The organism is Pseudoduganella sp. UC29_71 (assembly GCF_042693265.1).
GTDB lineage: Bacteria > Pseudomonadota > Gammaproteobacteria > Burkholderiales > Burkholderiaceae_D > Rugamonas.
The window spans coordinates 6,677,976-6,695,407 of sequence record NZ_CP170549.1 but is presented as its reverse complement, the minus strand read 5'-3'; the positions used below and the strand labels follow the sequence as shown (position 1 = coordinate 6,695,407).

General features: G+C 68.0%; 17 protein-coding genes. 6 read left to right on the top strand and 11 right to left on the bottom strand.

The window, feature by feature from the left end:
* Window positions 1–13 precede the first annotated feature (13 nt).
* Both mnmC and ACFJI2_RS29900 read right to left on the bottom strand, forming a co-directional pair.
* On the bottom strand, window positions 14–1,804 hold the full coding sequence (gene mnmC, locus ACFJI2_RS29905; RefSeq protein WP_377703068.1) for an FAD-dependent 5-carboxymethylaminomethyl-2-thiouridine(34) oxidoreductase MnmC: 1,791 nt from the start codon (window positions 1,802–1,804) through the stop codon (window positions 14–16).
* Entirely contained in the window at window positions 1,789–2,364 is a 576-nt protein-coding gene (locus tag ACFJI2_RS29900) for a DNA-3-methyladenine glycosylase I (protein WP_377703067.1), read from the bottom strand. The genes mnmC and ACFJI2_RS29900 overlap by 16 nt, the downstream gene beginning before the upstream one ends.
* A gap of 50 nt (window positions 2,365–2,414) precedes the next feature.
* On the opposite strand from ACFJI2_RS29900, the gene ACFJI2_RS29895 reads away from it, so the two are divergent.
* Complete coding sequence (locus ACFJI2_RS29895) at window positions 2,415–2,876, top strand: OsmC family protein (protein ID WP_107875709.1); 462 nt, start codon at window positions 2,415–2,417, stop codon at window positions 2,874–2,876.
* Window positions 2,877–2,943: 67 nt separating this feature from the next.
* Here ACFJI2_RS29895 and ACFJI2_RS29890 read toward each other — a convergent pair whose 3' ends face one another.
* Window positions 2,944–4,236 carry a diguanylate cyclase gene (locus ACFJI2_RS29890; protein WP_377703066.1) on the bottom strand — a complete coding sequence of 431 codons (1,293 nt, stop codon included), beginning with the start codon at window positions 4,234–4,236 and terminating at the stop codon, window positions 2,944–2,946.
* Between ACFJI2_RS29890 and ACFJI2_RS29885 the strand changes: the two genes are divergently transcribed.
* Window positions 4,214–5,872: a hypothetical protein gene (locus ACFJI2_RS29885; RefSeq protein ID WP_377703065.1), complete on the top strand. Its 1,659-nt coding sequence runs from the start codon at window positions 4,214–4,216 to the stop codon at window positions 5,870–5,872. The genes ACFJI2_RS29890 and ACFJI2_RS29885 overlap by 23 nt on opposite strands.
* Here the strand turns inward: ACFJI2_RS29885 and ACFJI2_RS29880 are convergent.
* The gene (locus ACFJI2_RS29880) at window positions 5,837–6,790 is read right to left on the bottom strand and encodes an AEC family transporter (protein ID WP_377703064.1); all 954 of its coding nucleotides are present in this window, start codon (window positions 6,788–6,790) and stop codon (window positions 5,837–5,839) included. The genes ACFJI2_RS29885 and ACFJI2_RS29880 overlap by 36 nt on opposite strands.
* 41 nt (window positions 6,791–6,831) lie before the next feature.
* Complete coding sequence (locus tag ACFJI2_RS29875; protein WP_377703063.1) at window positions 6,832–7,515, bottom strand: DUF4142 domain-containing protein; 684 nt, start codon at window positions 7,513–7,515, stop codon at window positions 6,832–6,834.
* 114 nt (window positions 7,516–7,629) lie between these two features.
* Here ACFJI2_RS29875 and ACFJI2_RS29870 point away from each other — a divergent pair, with 114 nt between their 5' ends.
* Genes ACFJI2_RS29870 through ACFJI2_RS29860 form a run of 3 tightly spaced genes read left to right on the top strand, consistent with a single transcriptional unit; the run spans window position 7,630 to window position 9,366 of the window.
* Window positions 7,630–7,986, top strand: coding sequence for a hypothetical protein (locus tag ACFJI2_RS29870; RefSeq protein WP_377703062.1), 357 nt, complete (start codon window positions 7,630–7,632; stop codon window positions 7,984–7,986).
* An 11-nt stretch (window positions 7,987–7,997) separates the two neighbouring features.
* Complete coding sequence (locus ACFJI2_RS29865) at window positions 7,998–8,504, top strand: RNA polymerase sigma factor (RefSeq protein WP_107875698.1); 507 nt, start codon at window positions 7,998–8,000, stop codon at window positions 8,502–8,504.
* Window positions 8,505–8,514: 10 nt separating this feature from the next.
* Window positions 8,515–9,366: an anti-sigma factor family protein gene (locus tag ACFJI2_RS29860; RefSeq protein WP_377703061.1), complete on the top strand. Its 852-nt coding sequence runs from the start codon at window positions 8,515–8,517 to the stop codon at window positions 9,364–9,366.
* 43 nt (window positions 9,367–9,409) lie between these two features.
* On the opposite strand, the gene ACFJI2_RS29855 is transcribed toward ACFJI2_RS29860, so the two are convergent.
* Window positions 9,410–9,907, bottom strand: coding sequence for a helix-turn-helix domain-containing protein (locus ACFJI2_RS29855; protein ID WP_056404007.1), 498 nt, complete (start codon window positions 9,905–9,907; stop codon window positions 9,410–9,412).
* Window positions 9,908–10,221: 314 nt separating this feature from the next.
* Between ACFJI2_RS29855 and ACFJI2_RS29850 the strand changes: the two genes are divergently transcribed.
* A complete protein-coding gene (locus ACFJI2_RS29850; RefSeq protein ID WP_377703060.1) occupies window positions 10,222–11,055 on the top strand; it encodes a response regulator in 834 nt (277 codons plus the stop codon).
* Here ACFJI2_RS29850 and ACFJI2_RS29845 read toward each other — a convergent pair.
* The 5 genes from ACFJI2_RS29845 to ACFJI2_RS29825 form a co-directional block, all read right to left on the bottom strand.
* Complete coding sequence (locus ACFJI2_RS29845; protein ID WP_377703059.1) at window positions 11,043–13,610, bottom strand: TonB-dependent receptor; 2,568 nt, start codon at window positions 13,608–13,610, stop codon at window positions 11,043–11,045. The two genes, ACFJI2_RS29850 and ACFJI2_RS29845, sit on opposite strands and share 13 nt — an antisense overlap.
* Before the next feature lie 333 nt (window positions 13,611–13,943).
* Window positions 13,944–14,780 (bottom strand): oxidoreductase, encoded by an 837-nt coding sequence (locus tag ACFJI2_RS29840; protein ID WP_377703058.1) that lies wholly within the window; start codon window positions 14,778–14,780, stop codon window positions 13,944–13,946.
* Between the two features lie 78 nt (window positions 14,781–14,858).
* Entirely contained in the window at window positions 14,859–15,479 is a 621-nt protein-coding gene (locus ACFJI2_RS29835) for a TetR/AcrR family transcriptional regulator (RefSeq protein WP_377703057.1), read from the bottom strand.
* Entirely contained in the window at window positions 15,476–16,051 is a 576-nt protein-coding gene (gene pnuC / locus ACFJI2_RS29830; protein ID WP_377703056.1) for a nicotinamide riboside transporter PnuC, read from the bottom strand. Before pnuC ends, ACFJI2_RS29835 begins: the two co-directional genes overlap by 4 nt.
* Window positions 16,041–17,270 (bottom strand): M48 family metallopeptidase, encoded by a 1,230-nt coding sequence (locus ACFJI2_RS29825; protein ID WP_377703055.1) that lies wholly within the window; start codon window positions 17,268–17,270, stop codon window positions 16,041–16,043. The genes pnuC and ACFJI2_RS29825 overlap by 11 nt, the downstream gene beginning before the upstream one ends.
* Window positions 17,271–17,432 lie beyond the last annotated feature (162 nt).

The following is a 17,432-nucleotide window of genomic DNA, read 5'->3' as shown; positions in this document are numbered from 1 at the left end:
TTCTAAATAGCGATTATACCTGCCCGCCCCGACGGGATTTAAGCAGAAAACGCGCGGGATCAAGCGCGGCGGCCAGGCCGGCCTCCAGCGGCAGCGGTTCGTGTTCCAGCTGGGCGGCCAGCAGCTCGGCCGCCAGCGGCGCCCAGATCAGGCCGCGCGAGGCGTAGCCCAGCAGGCCGTACAGCCCGGCGTGGCGGGGCACGTCGCGCAGGCGCTCCATGCGGTGGGGAGCGCCGTAGTCGGGCAGCGGTCCCACCAGCGGCAGGCGGTCCGGCGCCATGCAGCGGAAGCCGACGCGGCCGGCCAGCGGCGGCTCGTGCCGCAGCGCGCCAGGCAGGATGTCGCGTGCGCGAGACAGATTCTCTTGCTGGCTAGCGTGGCGCAAGGCGGGGTCCGTGTCACTGTCATAGGTGGCGCCGACGCTGATGATGCCTTGCACGGGCGGAGTCATATAGGCCTCGCGGCACACCACCAGGGGCAGGCTGGGGAAATCCTGCTCCGTCAGATGCGTGACCTGGCCGCGCATGGTGTACAGCGGCAAGCCGGCGGTCTGCGCGATGGACAGCGCGCCGGCGCCGTTCGCGAGAATGACGTGGGGCGCCTCGGCCAGCACGGCGCCGGCCTGGGCCCGGACTTGCCAGTGCCCGCCGGCGCGCTCCAGCCGCAGCGCTTCCGCATGGAAGACGCGGGTCAGGCGCTCGCCGCAAGCGTCCAGCATGGCGCGGCAGATGGACGCGGGGTTGGCCCAGCCGCCCTGGCTGAACAGCCAGCCGCCGTCCGGCGTGGGCGCGCCCAGCAAGGTGCCGGCCTCCCGCGCATCGACCCAGCGCACGAATTCAGGCGGATAGTTCCACTGCGCAGCCACCTCCTGCTGCAGCAAGGCATGCTCCGCATCGCGCGCCAGCTGCAGCACGCCGCACTGCGCGCCGATAACCGGCAGTTCTCCGCCGGCGTCCAGCCCGCCCAGACGCTGCCAGCGGCGCATGGCATACAGATAGGCAGCGCGGCTCAAGCGCGTGGGAATGTTGTCATCCCTGGACAACAGCGGCATGAAAATGCCCGCGCGGTTGCCCGACGCCTCTTGCGCCGGCTGCGCGTGGCGCTCGAGCAGCGTCACCTCCCAGCCGCGCGCAGCCAGGCGTTCGCAAGCCGCCGCCCCCGCCATACCGGCGCCGACCACCACCGCCCGCCGCACCGGCTCCGGCGCACGCGGCGGCTGCGGCTTCCTGCTCGTAAACACCGCCCGCACACGCATCGCCCCATTCAAAGCGAGCTGAGCCGCAATTTCGGGGTCTGACCCCGAATGCGGCTCAGGCTGCCACTCGAAGCCGGCGGAGCGCAGGGCTTTCAGGGCGGACTCGTCGGCGCCGTGCAGGTCGAGGGTGGCGCCGGGGAGGGCCAGCTTGGCGAGGGCGCGCATGGGGGCGATGGGCGCGGGCAGGTGGAAGGCGTCGACGCGCGCTTCGACTTGCGGGAGGGTGGCGTCCAGCTCGCCGACCGCCAGGTCGAGTACCACGCGGCCGTTGTCGAATTCGAGCCTGTGCATGCCGGGGACGTTGACGGGCCAGCCGGCGCGCAGCTCGGGAGCGACGGCTTGCGCGGCCGGCAAGCCGGGGAGCAACGCTATGTAGTGCAGTATGGCGTCTGCGGGGCAGGCGGGCGGCGAGGCGGCGGGAGCGGCGGCGCGGTGGTGCCAGGCAGCCAGCGTGGCGAGGAAGTGTTCGCCGGCGCCGAAACCGGTCGCGAGGACGACGTGGCGCGGACGCTTGCGGACGGACTCGGCAACGCTCACGGCTGCTGGCATTCGGCGTGGCGGAAACAGGCCTGGTCGTGGTCGTTGATCATGCCGATGCCTTGCATGTAGGCGTAGATGATCGTCGAGCCGACGAACTTGAAGCCGCGCTTGGCCAGATCCCTGGAGATGCGGTCGGACAGCTCGGTCTTGGCCGGCCGGTCGCCCTGCTTGAGTATCTTGTTGACGATGGGCTGGCCGCCCACGTAAGCCCACAGGAACCGGTCCAGGCAGCCGCCCTCCTCCACCAGCCGCAAATACGCCTGGGCATTGGTGATGGCTGCCGCCACTTTGAGCTTGTTGCGTACGATGCCGGGATTGGCCAGCAGCTCGGCTACCTTGTCCGGCCCGTAGGCGGCGATCTTGCGCGCGTCCCAGTTGTCGAAGGCGGCGCGGTAGCTTTCGCGCTTGTTGAGGATGGTTTCCCAGCTCAGCCCCGCCTGCGCGCCTTCGAGGTTGAGCATCTCGAACAGGCGCAATTCGTCGTGGCACGGCAGGCCCCACTCCTGGTCGTGGTAGGCGATGTATTTGGGATTGGCGGGGTTGGCCCAGCTGCAGCGGTGTAGGTTCATGGACGCAGTTTACATTAAGATATGGGCTTGGCGAACCACCGGGAGCAGGCATGCAATTCGAAGCGAAACTGGAGTGGCAGCGCAACGGGCAGGATTTCCTTGATCAGCGCTATAGCCGCGCCCATGAATGGATCTTCGACGGCGGCCTGCGCGTGCCGGCGTCGTCCTCGCCGCTGTCGGTGCCGCTGCCGATGTCGAACGCGGACAATGTGGACCCGGAGGAGGCGCTCATCGCGGCCGCATCCAGCTGCCATATGCTGTTCTTCCTGTCCATCGCGGCCCGGCGCGGGCATGTGGTGGAGAGCTACGCGGACCATGCGGTGGGCTTGCTGGAGAAGGATGAGCGCGGCCGCATGGCGATGACCAGCATCACGTTGCGCCCCGCCATCGTGTTCGCCGGCGGCGACTGGCCGGACGAGGACGAGCTCGCGGCCATCCACCACGAGGCGCACGAGAAGTGCTATATCGCCAATTCGCTGCGCGCGGAAATCACGATTGAGCCGCCGGTGTGATGGCGGGTTAGTGATGGTACGCCCGGCAGCATACGTAGGGCGGGTCAGCGCAGCGTAACGCGCCGGCCTACGCCAGGTCGCTGGACAGCCCGACGCGGCGCCGTTCGCCGCCCAGGTTGGGCGGCTGCACCAGGTTGGTGACGATCTTGACCTGGCCGCTGGCCACGGTCTGCTCCAGCTGTTTCATCAGGCGCGGGAACAGCTTGTCCGGCTGCGTGGCGGGAGTGCTGTACAGCGCGGCCCAGGCGTCGCGCCCGGAATGCTTGGCGATGTACAGGCCCATGTCGGCCAGCTCCACCACCTGCGACCAGGTGAGCAGGCGCGGCTGCGACGGCAAAAAGGGGAAGCAGGCGTAGCCTATCGAGCAGGTCTTGCGCAGCGGGCTGCCGTCCGGCAGGCGGAATTCGCGCAGCGCCACGGCGCTGCGGATGCGCTCGGCCACCACCTTGGCTTCTTCCCGGTCGGTGGCGCGCGCCAGCACCAGGAATTCCTCGCCGCCCCAGCGTATTAGGTAGTCCGATTCGCGGAACACTTCGCGCAAGCGCTCCTGCATCTGCACCAGCACCGCGTCGCCGGCCGCGTGGCCGTAGCGGTCGTTCACTTCCTTGAAATGGTCCAGGTCCACCATGAAGAACACCAGGTCCTTGTCCATGCAGGCCAGGCGCTCGCTGTCCGCGCCATCCGGGCAGTCGTACTGGCGCAGCGTCATGGCCACGTCGGCGTCCACATGCTGCAGGAAGAAGCGGCGGTTGCGCAGGCCGGTCAGCTGGTCGGTCAGGCTCACTTCTTCCAGCGCCTTGTAGGCGCGCTCCAGCTCCACGTTCTTTTCCAGCAGCTGCGCCTGCGTGGCCGCCACCTGGCGGTAGGCACTCGCGTTGTCGAGCGCGATGGCGCCGTAGGCGCACAGGGTGCGGAAGATCAGCCGTTCGCGTTCGCCGTAGGCATGCGCGTGCAGCGACTGCACCGTCATCACGCCCAGCACGCGCTCGCCCACGGCCAGCGGCGCGAACAGCAGGGTCAGTGTCGGCAAGGTGCCGGGGATCAGGTTGGGCGTGGCGCCGTCCTCGTCGATCTCGATCAGGATCTCGCGCCGCTCGCGCACGCTGCGCACCGAGTTGGCGTTGGGGTCGGACAGCGCGAAGCGCGAGGCCGGCAGTTCCTGGCCCGCTTCGATGCCGAAGGCACAGCGCAGGTGCTCGCCGTCCGGCTCCAGCATGAAGATGGAGAAGTGGGTGGCGTCCAGCAGGCCGTGCACGTGGCGGTCCAGCGCGCGGAACACGGCCGCCGCGTCCAGGTGGGCCGTGATCTCCTGGCCGATGGCGCTCAGGTGGGCCAGCGTGGCATTGGTCTGCTGCAGCACTTCGGCGCGCTGCGCCTCGGCCGCCGCCAGCTGGCGATGGTGCTCGCCTTCGGTCTGCGCGCGCGTCGGTCTGGTGCTGCACCTGCATGGCGACGGCGCGGTTGGTGGCTTCCTGGCTGTGCGTGCGGTCGCGCGCGGCGTTGGCCTGCACGGCGATCTGGTAGGCGCGCGCATGGTCGCCGGTGGCGGCGTATTCGCGCGCGGCCGCGTCCAGCAGCGCGGCCGGCACCGCGTAGCCGCTGATGGTGCCGGCCAGGTTCATGGCCAGCTGCAGGTAGTGCAGCACGGCGTTCGGCGCCGCCATGCCCAGCGGCTGCGGCAGCCGGTGGCGCGCGTGGATCTGCGCCAGCACGCGCAGCGCGGCGATCTGGTTGTACACGTCGCCATGCTCGCTCGACAGCGACAGCGCGGACAGCGCCACCGACAGCGCTTCCTGCGGCCGGTCCAGCTGCGACAGCGCGTGCGCCTGGCCGCGCCGCGCGCCGCTCTTGAAGTCGCTCTGGCCCAGCGAGTCGCCGCGCTGCTCCAGCAGGGTGAAGCTGCGCAGCGCGCCGGGCGCGTCGCCCAGGTCCAGCGCCAGGTCGCCCTGGTATTCGAGCGACACGGCGTAGGCGCGCGAGCCGGACAGCGGCTCCAGCAGCGCGATCGCTTCGCGCAGCAGTTCCTGCGCCGCTTCGCGCTGGCCCAGCTGGCGCAGCGTTTCGGCGGTCTGCATCAGGCAGGAGCCGGTGCTCATCGGCCAGCCGGTGGGACGCGCCAGCGCCAGGCCGCGTTGCATCCACTCCAGCGCGGCGTCGTGCGCGTTCAGGCTGGTGAAGCCGTTGCCGATGTTGGCGGCGATGATGATGGCGCGCCGCACCTGGCCGGTGGCCATGGCCGCCTCGAAGGCCACCATCAGGCGGCTCACGGCGCGGCCGAAATCGGCTGCCTGGAAGGCGGAGATGCCGTCGTAGTCGCTGATCCAGCCGGACACCGCCGGGTGGATGCCGGGCGCCAGCGCGGCGTCTTCCGGGAAGCGCTGGCCCCAGCGCTGCCTGGCTTCCTGCAGGCTGTGGAAGACGCTGAAGATGGCGGCGGCGGCGTCGATGATGTCGGTGCGCACCAGGTCGCCGCCGGCGCGCGCCTCGGCCGAGGCGATGGCCAGTTCGGCGTCGCTGACGGCGGAATCGCCGCGGTCGGTGGCGATCCAGGCCAGCAGCCAGTGCGCGTCCGCGCAGCCGGGCATGTCGCCCAGGCGTTCGAAGGCGTGCAGCGCCTGCGTGGCCTGGGCCTGGCCGGCGTCCAGCGCGCCGTGCAGCCACTGGGCCTCGGCCTCGATGAGCTGGAAGCGCGCCGCCAGCGCGGCGCCCTGGGCCGGGTCGAGCAGCGGCAGCAAGGGCGCCGCCTCGGCCACCAGCTGCCGTGCGCGCGCAACGTCGCGCTGGCGCAAATGCCAGGCCAGGTCGGCCAGGCACAGCACGCGCAAATCTCCCTGCAAGGAAGGCAATTCCGCGTCCCAGCGCACCAGCTCGTCATCCAGCGCAAACATGTCCACTACATCGTGTCCTTCTCTACCGTATTGCCGCAGCGCACTACGCGCGATGCGGCATTATTCCACAGTTCAGCGCAGCAGAGCGACGGCCGCCGAAAATGTTAAAAACGACAAGCTGGTTGAAACCAGGATGATGCGCGCGATGCGGCCGGTATTGGCGCCGAAGCGCTCGGACAGCAGCGCCACATTGCTGGCCCCGGGCAGGCACGCCACCAGCACGATGACGGTCAGCGCGGCCGGATCGAGCGGCAAGCCGAGCGCAATGGCGGCCTGGCCGGCCCCCGCCACCAGCAGCGGATGCAGCAGCAACTTCATCAGCGCCAGCGCAATATAGTCGTGCCCGCCAGAGTCGCGCCCGCCGGGGGCGCCCGCCTGCATCTGCGAGCGCGCCAGCACCGCGCCGATGGTAAACAGCGCCACCGGCGAGGCCGCGTCCGCCAGCAGGCCCACCGTCTGCATGGCCGGCCTGGGCAAAACCAGCCCGGCCGCCGAGCTGAGTCCGCCCAGCGCGATGGCCCAGGGCATGGGATTGCCGGCGATGCCGCGCAGCGCGCGCCCCAGCGCTTCCCGCCCCGCGCCGCTGCCCATGCGCGACAGCGCGATGCACAGCGAGCTGGTAATGATCATGTCCACCACGATGGCGACAATGGCCGGTCCGGACGAGCGCGGCCCGAGCAGCGCCAGCAGCAGCGGCACGCCCATGAAGCCGGTGTTGGGAAACGCCGCCACCAGGGCGCCGAAGGCGCCGTCGTTCCAGCCGCTGCGGCGCACCGTGGCGGCCATGGCCGCGCCCACCATGGCCAGCGCGCACAGCAGGTAGACGCTGAACACCCCCACGTCCAGCAGCTGGGCGATGGGGGTGGCCGCACCGAAGCGGTACAGCATGCAGGGCAGCGCGAAGTACAGCACGAAGCTGTTCAGGCCGGGAATCGCCAGTTGCGGCAGCATGCCGCGCCGCACGGCCACGTAGCCGCACAGCACCAGCGCAAAGAAAGGAAAAGTGACGGAAAGAATGGCAAGCATGGGCACCCATTGTACCCATGCTTGCCGTGCCGCACTTCCCGTTATTTAACCGGCGCGGGCGGCTGCGTGGTCGGATTCTGCTTGTTCTGCGGGTTGTCCGTATTGCCGCTGGCCTTGTCGGGCATGGCGCCGGGCCGCTTGGCCGCGCCGGACTGGTTGTCCATGCCGCTGCCGGTGGCGCCTGCGGTGCCGCTGCTGCCGCTGGCGGTGCCCTTGCTGCCCTTGATGCTGGCGCTCAGCTGGGTCACGTGGGTCAGATGCTGGGCCACCGTGGGTTCAAGCTTGGCGGCCAGCGCCTTCACGTCGGCATCCTTGGCCTTGGTCTGCACCTTCTGCACCAGCGCATGCGTTTTCTTGTGATCGGACACGCCGGCCTGGTCCAGGTAGGTGCGGTCGAACGCGTCGCCGGACAAGTTGTTGAGTTTGCTCGCCATGGCCTTGTGCTTGGCGTCCGGCTCGCTCGGCAAGGTCACGCCCTTGCTCTGGGCCACGCTTTGCACTTCCTGCAGCCCCTTGGTGTGGTCGTCTATCATTTGCTGCGCGAAGGCCTTCACCTCGGTATTCTGCGACTTCTGCAACGCAATCTTGCCTGCTTCGATTTCCGCCATATTGCCTTGCGCCAGTTGCTCCAACATCTGCTGGTCGGACTTGGCCAGGTTCTGCGCCTGCGCCGACAGTGCGCCCAGCAGGGCCGCCGTCATCAATGCCAGTTTTGCCTTGTTCATGTGGATCTCCTATGCTTGAAGGTGTGGAGAAAAATTTTACGCGGGATGGAATAAACGGGCCGCAGCTTACGTATACGCAATTGTTGCACCCTCACACTCAACCAGGAGACACCCATGAAAACCATGATCGCCCTCGCCGCCCTGCTGCTCACCGGCTCGGTAGCCCACGCCCAGGACCTGAAAAAAGACGGCGGCGTGCTCGTCACCGCCTCCGGCATGACCGTCTACACCTTCGACAAGGACGTGGCCGACAGCGGCAAGAGCGCCTGCGCCGGTCCGTGCATCCAGAACTGGCCGGCCGTGGCCGCGCCGGACAAAGTGGCCGCGCCCTACTCGGTGATCACGCGCGAGGACGGCAGCAAGCAGCTGGCCTACAAGGGCAAGCCGCTGTACACCTTCGTCAAGGATGCCAAGGCCGGCGACCGCGCCGGCGACAACTTCAAGGACGTGTGGCACGTCGTGAAGGATTAACCGGGTCCGCCATGCAAGACGACAGCGCCAGCCTCACTGCCTGCATTCCGCGCCTGCGCCGCTACGCGCGGGCGCTGCTGGGCGACCGCGCCAGCGCCGACGACCTGGTGCAGGACACCATGGAGCGCGGCTGGCACAAGCTGCCGTCGTGGCGGCGCGGCGGCGACATGCGGGCCTGGCTGTTCGGCATCATGCACAACCTGCATGTGGACCGGCTGCGCCAGCCGGCGCTGTCCACGGTGGAGCTGAGCGAGGAACTGCACGGCTCGCTGCCCGCCCCCGCGCCCGGCGACCGCCTGGAAATCCGCGACATGCAAGCGGCGATCCAGCTGCTGCCGGCCGAGCAGCGCGAAGTGCTGCTGCTGGTGGCGCTGGAGGAACTGAGCTACGAGGAAGCGGCCGCTGTCCTGAACATACCGCCCGGTACCGTGATGTCGCGCCTGTCGCGCGCGCGCGAACGGCTGCGCCTGCTGATGCTGGGCCAGACGCCGGTGTCCACCTTGAAAGTCGTGAAATGAAGGCGATGCCATGAATCCCGTCACCGAAGCCGAGCTGCAGGCCTGGGTCGACGGCCGCCTGGCGCACGAACGGCGCGCCGACATCGACCGCTACCTGGAACACCATCCGCAGGAAGCGGCGCGGCTGCGCGCCTACCGCCAGCAGAACGTGGCGCTGCGCGCGCTGTACAGCCCGGTGCTGGACGAAGCCATCCCGCGCAGCATGCTGCGCCCGCGCCGCTGGCAGCGCTACGGCTGGCCGCTGCAGCGCTACGCCGCCAGCGTGGCGCTGATGCTGTCGAGCGCCGCGCTGGGCTGGGTGGCGCACGGCAGCTTCGGCAACCCGCCCGGCGCGGACGGCACGCTGGCGGCCGACGCGCGCGGCGCGGCGGGCCGTTCGGGCGAGCGCGCACTGCCGCGCAGCCCGGCGGACGTAGCGCAAGCCGGCACGCCGGCCAGCCTGGCGCACCGCGCCGCGCTGGCGCACCGCGTGTACGCCCCCGAGGTCAAGCATCCGGTGGAAGTGGGCGCCGACCAGCAGGAACACCTGGTGGCCTGGCTGTCGAAACGGCTGGGCACGCCGCTGCACCCGCCCCGGCTGGCGCCGCTGGGCTACGAGCTGGTGGGCGGGCGCCTGCTGCCGGGCGACAGCGGCCCGGTGGCGCAATTCATGTACACCGACGCCAGCGGCCAGCGGCTGACCCTGTACGTGTCGGCCGGCCAGGCCGGCAACCGCGACAGCGGCTTCCGCTACGCCCAGGATGGCGCGCTCAGCGTGTTTTACTGGATAGACGGGAGCTACGGATACGCGCTCTCGGGCGCGCTGGGGAAGGCTGAGCTGTCGCAGATCGCAAACGCGGTCTACGAACAGCTGCAGCCGTAAAACAACGCAATGAAGCGCTCACCGGAGCGCTTCATAGCTGCGCTTACTGCACGCCGCGGCGGCCCATGTCGTCCAGGCGCATGCGCATCAGCTCATTGGCGGCCGGACCGGGCGCGAACATATAGTCCTCGTCGTTGATGGCCAGGCCGGTGCGGGCATCGACCAGCACCTGGTCGGCCGGCTTGCCGGTTTCGCGGCTCACCACCAGCAGGCTGGCGCCTTCCGGAGCCAGATGGTCGTTGCCCCAGGCGACGAAGGCCAGCAGCACCGGCTTGAAGTCGCGGCCGGCCTTGGTCAGCACGTACTCGTAGCGCGGAGGACGGGCGCTGTACTGGCGGCGCTCCATCAGGCCGCCCTCCACCAGGCCTGCCAGGCGGCGGGTCAGCATGTTGGGGGCAATCTTGAGGCTTTTCTCAAATTCGTCGAAGCGCGTCAGGCCATAAAAGGCATCGCGCAGGATGAGGATGCTCCACCATTCGCCTACTTTGCCGAGGCTACGTGCGATGGGGCATGGCATACGGCCAAAGTCAGTGTGTTTCATTTGCAACTCCTTCGATCAAGATTAAAAAACCGGACCCTGCGACCACCTGGCCAGCCGGACCTTCGCTAACTTGCATCTTGGGTGCTGCATGCACCTTCTTTTTCCATATACAGACAGTGAACCTAGAGTAACTAAGTTTACGAGCCGAAAATTGATTGCATCGGCTCAACACTCTATTCAATTATTGTCGATCCTGAGAAACTACGCTTTTGCTAGACGCGACAGATGTTTTGCGAGCGGAGAAATCTATTAAATAAATTTAAAAGATAGGCATAATATGCAACAGCGGTAGCACCAACTTCTTCCAGCCAACCATGTATTTGACCAGTGACGCGAATGTACGCAGCATCCTGATCGTGGACGATTCCGCGTTCGAGCAGCGCATGCTGGTAGACCTCCTGAGCGAACTGCCGTACCGCGTGTCGGTGGCGTTCAACGGCATGCAGGGCTACCAGCTGGCGCTCGCCAACCAGCCGGACCTGATCCTGCTGGATGTACGCATGCCCAATATGGACGGCTACACCTGCTGCCGCCTGCTCAAGGCCAATCCGGCCACCTACGACATCCCGGTGATCTTCCTCAGCGGCGCCGACGCGGCCGAGGACCGCATCATGGGCCTGTCGATCGGCGGGGTGGACTATGTGGCCAAGCCCTTCACGCCGGGCGAACTGGCGGCGCGCATCCACGTGCACCTGAACTTGATGCGGCGCACGCGCGGCGACGCGGCGCCGACCGTGGAAGGGGCCACGCCACCGCCCGCGCCGCCGCCCAACCCGGACGCGGTGATCGTCAACGCCGCCAAGCGTCTCATTTCCGACAACCTGGCCGCCCTCCCCAGCCTGGCCGAGATCGCCCGCAGCGTGGGCACCTACCGCGAAAAACTGTCGCAGCTGTTCCGCGAGCAGACCGGCATGACGGTGTTCGCCTTTATCCGCGAAGAGCGCATCGCGCGCGGCGTGCAACTGTTGCGCGAGACCGACATTGATGTCCAGGACATCGCGCTGCTGATCGGCTTTAACAACGCCGGCAACTTCGCCACCGCCTTCCGCGAGCGCATGGGCGTCACGCCCAGCGCCTACCGGCAGGCGCAGGCGCAAGGCCAGGACCATAACCAGAATCAGGACCAGGATCAGGATCAGAACTTGTAGTTCACCTTGACCGCCGCCGTGCGCCCGCGCGGGTCCGCCTGCGTGAAATCGAAGAAGGCGGTCGACGAGTCCCACGATGGGCGCTTGTCGCCCAGGTTCTGCACGATGAAGCTCACCGTCGCCGCCGGCGTCACCTTCCACGCCACGTTCGCGTCCAGCGTGCCGACCGGCTTCACGCGCTCACGCGCTTGCTCACCCGCACGCGCAGTCTGGTCGTAGCCGTCCACGTAGTTCCAGGTCAGCGTGCTGGCCAGCGCGCCCAGCTCCCAGGTGGCGCTGGTGACGCCGCGCCATTTCGGGATGGAGCCGAAGTAGTTGTTGCCGGCGCCGTTGGTGAGCGCTTCGCCCACCGCCAGCGGCGCTTCAAACTTGAACACGTGGCTCAGCTGCGCGTTCAGCGCCAGCTTGCCCCACTGGCGCAGGCCGACGCGGTGGCGCAGGTCGATGTCGATGCCGGACACCAGGCGGTCGCCCTGGTTGGCGTACTGGCGGTACAGGGTCAGGATGCGGCCCTGCGCGTCGCGCACCACTTTTTCCGGCGCGGTCTTTTCGTTGGCGATGATGTTGTCCGCGCTCTCGGTGTCGATGACGCCCTTGGTGCGGATGCGGTAGTAGTCCAGGCCCACGCTGCTGTCCGCGTTCGGCGCGACGACGAAGCCGAGGTTCAGGTTGCCCGAGCGTTCGGGGCGCAGCTCGGCGTTGGCGATGGTGAGATTGGTGACGCCGCGCGCCTGGGTCGGCGTGACCGGGTCGCGCGGGTCGATCACGCTGCCGTAGCTGACCGAAGTGGAATTGGTGATCTCCGGCAGCGACGGCGCGCGGAAGCCGCGCGACGCGGTGCCGCGCAACAGCAGCCACCGGGCCGCCTGGTAGCGCACGCTGGCTTTCGGCGAGAAGGCCGAGCCGAAGTCGCTGTAGCGGTCCGCGCGGCCGGCCAGGTTCACGTTCAGGTCTTGCACGACGGGCACGTTGAACTCGGCGAACAGCGCGGCCACGTCGCGCCGGCCCTGGATGATGTTGATGGCCGGGCGCAGCTCGGTGCCGCTCAGCACGGCGGTGGAGGTCTGCGAATCCATCTCCTCGCGGCGCCACTGCGCGCCGAAGGCAAAGCCCAGCGGGCCGGCCGGCAGCTCGGCCAGCTCCTTCGACGCGTTGAGGTCCACCGTGGTCAGGGACGACTCGGCCGGGCGCAAGGTGGACAGGCGCAGGCGCTTGCGCACCGCCTCGCTGTTCTTCGACTGGTCGGCGAAGTCGTAGCTGCCGTCGGCCAGCGCCTTTTCGAATTCGTAGCGGTTGACGAAGTTGTTCACGGTCTCGTCCAGCTTGCTGCCGGAGCGGCCCACGGACGCGTCGTAGTCCCAGCCCGCCAGCGCGCCTTTCACACCGGCCAGCGCGCGGAAGAAGTCCACGCTGTCGCGCTTGGTGCGCGCGCCCAGGTCGAACAGGGTGGCGGTGAACGGCAGCGGCGCGGCGCCCGGATTGTTCGGATGGCCCACCGGCAGCACCACGCTGATGTTGTCGAGCTGCTGCCTGGCGTTGTTCCACGCGCGCAAGCCGCTGCCCACGGTGAGCGGTGCGCCGAAGGTCTGGTCGGCGCGCGAGTGGCCGTACAGGATGTCGGCGTAGGCCTCGCTGCCCTCGTTCAGCTTGAGCGTGCCGCGCAGAGAGGAATGGATGCGGCTGATGGCCGGGATCAGCGTCTTGTACTGCGCGTTGTTATACGCCTGCACCGTGCCGCTCTTGCCGGGCGTGATGGCGCCGTAGGGCTGCAGCTGCAGCGGGCCTTGCAGGCCGCCCAGCAATTTGGTGGGATCGTTGTTCAAGTAATTGGCCGGCACCCAGGCCAGCGCACCGTTGGCGTTGCCGCGAAAATCGCTGCCGGCCATCCATGCCACCTGGTCCTGCTGCAGCTTGTCACGCTGCTGCGCGTCGAGCGAGAACACCACGCTGTAGCCGTCCCTGGCCAGGCTGCCGAAGCCGGTCTGCAGCGCCGCGCTTTTTTCCGACTGGCCGGTGCCCTCGGTGGAGCTGCCGTATTGCGCGCTCACTTCCGTGCCCTTGAACTCCTTGTACAGGATGATGTTGACCACGCCGGCTACCGCGTCGGAACCGTACACGGACGAGGCGCCGTCCTTCAGCACTTCGATGCGCTGCACCGCCGCCATCGGCAGGCTGTTCAGGTCCACGAACACTTCCTGCAGGTCCTGCGCCGTGGCATACGGGCTGACGCGCTTGCCGTTCACCAGGATCAGCGTGTTCTTCTGGCCGATGCCGCGCAGCGACAGGCCCGCCGTGCCGGCCGAGAAGCTGCCGGTGTACTGCTCGTTGTAGCTGTTGCCGCTGTTGGCGGAGATGGAGCGGATCACCTCGGCGATGCTGGCCTTGCCGCTGGCGGCGAGGTCTTTGGCGCTGATCACCTGGACCGCGCTGGCGCCCTCCTTCTGCGTGGTGCGGATATTGGAACCGGTGACGACGACGCGCTCCAGTTCCTGCGCTGCAGCGAAAGTTGGAAAGGCGGCGGCGACGGCGAGTGCAATGCTAAGTGGTTTGAACATGGGCTTTCCTCTTGGTGGGAATGAGAACGGACCGGGTTCGCGTTGAACCAGGGTGAGCGCAGCCATCCCGGCCTGGTGGGGCCGGAGCGGGATGCAGCAAGGGCTTGGGGTTGTGTTTAGAGCGAGGCGGAGCCGCACATGCACTGAGCCATGCAGAGCATGTACAGCACGTGGCGGCTAGGAACGACGGACAGCGGAGCGGAACGGAACATAAACAAAATCAATCGGGGCGATGCGGGAGGAAGCACTATACCGGCGCCGCTTCCAGGACGGAACGAATTAAAGCTGCATAGCTTATGCAGCCTGGCTATAAGCCTGCGCGCCGGTATGCCGTCAGGCTGCGCGCGGCCGCAGCGCCGGCTGCGTGGCCAGCCGCAGGTCCTTGCGTACGCCGGCTTCAACCAGCGCGGCAGGCGCAAAGCGGCGCAGCAAGCGCAGGCGGCCGGCCAGCGCGCCCGAGGTGTAGCGCACCCTGGGCGACGCGTCCAGGGCCACCTGCACCACCGTGCGGGCCACCACCTCCGGGCCGTCCGCGCTCTCCAGCGCTTCCTTCACGCGCAGCTCCAGCCCCGCGCGCAGGTCGCTGTATTCGTCCAGCGCCTCGTCGGGCCGCAGCTGGTTGGCCTCGAACGGCGACTTGATGTAGGCCGGCTCCACCAGCGACACGCGGATGCCCTGCGTGCGCAGTTCCTGGTCCAGCGATTCGGAATAGCCTTCCATGGCATGCTTGCTGGCCGAGTACAGCGCCACGTAGGGCATGGGCAGGAATCCCAGCACGGAGCTGATGTTGATGATGCGCCCGCTGCCGCGCCGGCGCATGTGCGGCACCACCGCGCGCACCATGCGCACCATGCCGAAGAAATTGGTGTCGAAGATGGACTGCGCCAGCTGCATGGAACTCTCCTCCGCCGCGGCGGGCGCCACGCCGAAGCCGGCGTTATTGACCAGCAGGTCGATGCGCCCTTCCCGCTGCAGCACCTGGTTGACGGCGGCCGCCACCGACGCATCGCTGGTGACGTCCAGCGCCAGCATCTCGAACGCGCGCGGTCCTCCCTGCGCACCGCGCCGGCTGGTGCCGTACACCTTGTAGCCGGCCTTGGCCAGCTGTTCCGCGGCGGCTTGGCCGATCCCCGACGACGCGCCGGTCACGATTGCGATTTTGCTGTTCATTTTCCCTCCGAATATGATGATCATCATATTGTTGTTCAAAAAAAACCCGCGTGGCGGGCCGCCTTACTTTGTGCCGCCTTACTTTGTGCCGCCGGACAGGTACTTCAGCGCCGATTCGCGCAGCGTGCGCGACAGGGCGGGGTCGTCCACCGCGCGCGCCATCACCATGGCGCCTATCATCGAGCTGACCATGAAGACGGCCTGCTCGTGCGCTTCCGGCGTGCCCCAGTTGGGCAGCTGGCGCGCTACCAGATCGATCATTTCCTTGATGTGGCGGGTGGCCACGTGGCGCACTTCCGGCGCCTGGCGGTGCATTTCCGAACCCAGCGCGGACACCGGACAACCCAGCTCCACCGCCTCCATGTGCTGCTGCGACAGGTAGGCTTGCAACAAGGCCTGCAGCGCCTTGCCCGGTCCGGCGGCAGCGGCGATATCGGCCGACACGCGCACCGCTTCGGCGCCGGCGCGGTCGGCCGCTTCGGCCAGCAGCGCCTCGCGCGAAGCGAAGTGCGCGTAGAAGCCGCCGTGCGTGAGTCCGGCTTCCTTCATGATGTCCGCCACGCCGGTGCCGGCGTAGCCGCTGCGGCGAATGGCACGCGAGGCCACCTCGACGATGCGCTCGTGCGTCTCTTCCTTGCGGCTGGAAGGCGCGCGGCGGGCGCGCGGCCTGGCTTTTTTATCTGACATGACGATCATCATATACTAATTTCGGGCGCGGCGTGCATTTGCTTGCGCCACCAGCGCCACGAAATGAGCGCGTTGACGAAGTAGCCGGCGTACAGCGCCGCGGTCAGGTACAGGCCCCGGCTGGTGTACAGCGGCACCGACACCGCGTTCACCAGCAGCCATACCGGCCAGGTCTCCACCCGGCGCGCCATCAGCAGCAACTGGGCGATGATGCTGAATGCCAGCACGGCCGAATCGACAAAGGGCGCGTAGGCGCTGGTGTAATAGTGCAGCATCAGCCCGTAGACCACGGTGCCGGCCACGCCCGCCGCGCCCATCCACGCCAGCGTGCCGGTGCGCGCGGAGGTGATGGGCAGGGCCGCGCCGCCGCCGCCGCGCGCCCACTCGTACCAGCCGATCAGGCAGGTGATGATGAAGAACAGCTGCAGCGCCACGTCGGCGAACAGCTGCACGCCGTAGAACAGCGCGCCGAACAGTGCGCAGCCGACGATGCCGATCCACCAGGAATGAATGTTGTTGCGTCCGGCCAGCACGATCGACAGCGCCATCACCGCGTTGGCGGCCAGTTCCAGGTTAGTGGTCAAATGGAATCCCGGGAGGGTGGTTGCTCTGGCATTCGGGCGGCAGCAGCCGGGCCGGAATGTCCTCGCCGGCACAGCGCCAGGCGACGCGCTTATTCTCTGCCAGCGCGGGCGTGAAGGCAATAGCCTTGCCGCGCAGCGCAAAATCGGCCGGGTAGATGCGCACCACGCCGCTGTCGCCGTCGACGCGGGCGTCCACCACGGCCAGGCCGGGATCGGCCAGCGCGAAGCCGGCCTCGCGCAGGGTGAGCGGATTGCGGCCGTTGGCGTAGTAATAGCGGTCCACCGCCGCCGTCGCGTCCTGACCCACGCGCACGGCGCGCGCCAGCTGGCGGCGCACGTGGTATTCGTCCAGGCGCGGCAGGGCCAGCGTGGCGGCGGCGCCCAGCAGCGCCAGCGCCAGCAGGCCGCCGGCCGCACCGGCCGCGCCCAGGCGCGGCACCAGCAGCGCCGCCAGCCAGGCCAGCCGGTGGCGCGCGGCCGGCGCCGCCTCGGCGCCCATGGCCAGCGCGCGCAGCGCCGCCATGCGCTTGACCAGCCAGGGCTGGCCGTTGACCAGTTCGTAAAACGACATCCAGAAGCCGGACGCCAGCTGCGCCTGCGCCGCGTAGCCGTCCACATTGAGCTGGCGCCAGCGCCGTCCGCCCGCCGCCAGCGCGGCCAGGCCGCTCTGCGCGCTGCGCAGGTCGTCGCAGGCATACAGGCCGTGGCGGTCGCAAGTGTAGGCGCAGGCGCGCGCGTACGCCGCGCCCAGCAGCGGCAGCGCGGCCGACGGCAACAGCAGCGGCAGCCAGCGCTGGTGGCGCCGCGTGATGTGGCCGATTTCGTGGCCGATGTAGAAATTGATGGCATCGGCCTTGTCCTCCAGCGCATCGAGCACGGCGGACTGCAGCACGATGTAGCGCCGTCCCAGCGGCATGGCGGTCAGGGGGCTGCGCCGGCGCAGCACATAGGCTTCCGGCACGCGGTCCAGCCCCAGCCGGCCGCAGCAGACATCGACGCGCGCTTTCAGGTCCGGAAACTGCTGGTAAGTAATATGAACGCCGGTACCCTTCAAATAAGCGGCCAGGGCCGACTGCACCAGAATAGTTATCACGAAAATAAAAACCAGATACAGCAGCGCCGTCCCGAGCGTGGCCAGCGCCAGCCCGGTCCAGATCAGCAGCGAGGCCGCCAGCAGCGCCCTGAGCAGCACGCGCTCGTGTTTATAGACCAGTTCCACTCGTAATCCCCAATTCCGTGCGGCATTCTAGATTAGTTTTCAAAAAAATAAAGCTTTGTAACAACTTTTTAAACAATCTTTAAACCTCGCCGCGACGCATCCCCGCTACTCATCGCCCTACTGATACCGAACTGAGACCGCGCTGGCCTGTCTTCCGCGTGC

Coding starts and splice junctions, on each gene's coding strand:
- mnmC (WP_377703068.1), bottom strand. CDS start 1,804: ATGCCAGCAGCCGTGAGCGTTGCCGAGTCCGTCCGCAAGCGTCCGCGC.
- ACFJI2_RS29900 (WP_377703067.1), bottom strand. CDS start 2,364: ATGAACCTACACCGCTGCAGCTGGGCCAACCCCGCCAATCCCAAATAC.
- ACFJI2_RS29895 (WP_107875709.1), top strand. CDS start 2,415: ATGCAATTCGAAGCGAAACTGGAGTGGCAGCGCAACGGGCAGGATTTC.
- ACFJI2_RS29880 (WP_377703064.1), bottom strand. CDS start 6,790: ATGCTTGCCATTCTTTCCGTCACTTTTCCTTTCTTTGCGCTGGTGCTG.
- ACFJI2_RS29875 (WP_377703063.1), bottom strand. CDS start 7,515: ATGAACAAGGCAAAACTGGCATTGATGACGGCGGCCCTGCTGGGCGCA.
- ACFJI2_RS29870 (WP_377703062.1), top strand. CDS start 7,630: ATGAAAACCATGATCGCCCTCGCCGCCCTGCTGCTCACCGGCTCGGTA.
- ACFJI2_RS29865 (WP_107875698.1), top strand. CDS start 7,998: ATGCAAGACGACAGCGCCAGCCTCACTGCCTGCATTCCGCGCCTGCGC.
- ACFJI2_RS29860 (WP_377703061.1), top strand. CDS start 8,515: ATGAATCCCGTCACCGAAGCCGAGCTGCAGGCCTGGGTCGACGGCCGC.
- ACFJI2_RS29855 (WP_056404007.1), bottom strand. CDS start 9,907: ATGAAACACACTGACTTTGGCCGTATGCCATGCCCCATCGCACGTAGC.
- ACFJI2_RS29850 (WP_377703060.1), top strand. CDS start 10,222: ATGTATTTGACCAGTGACGCGAATGTACGCAGCATCCTGATCGTGGAC.
- ACFJI2_RS29845 (WP_377703059.1), bottom strand. CDS start 13,610: ATGTTCAAACCACTTAGCATTGCACTCGCCGTCGCCGCCGCCTTTCCA.
- ACFJI2_RS29840 (WP_377703058.1), bottom strand. CDS start 14,780: ATGAACAGCAAAATCGCAATCGTGACCGGCGCGTCGTCGGGGATCGGC.
- ACFJI2_RS29835 (WP_377703057.1), bottom strand. CDS start 15,479: ATGATGATCGTCATGTCAGATAAAAAAGCCAGGCCGCGCGCCCGCCGC.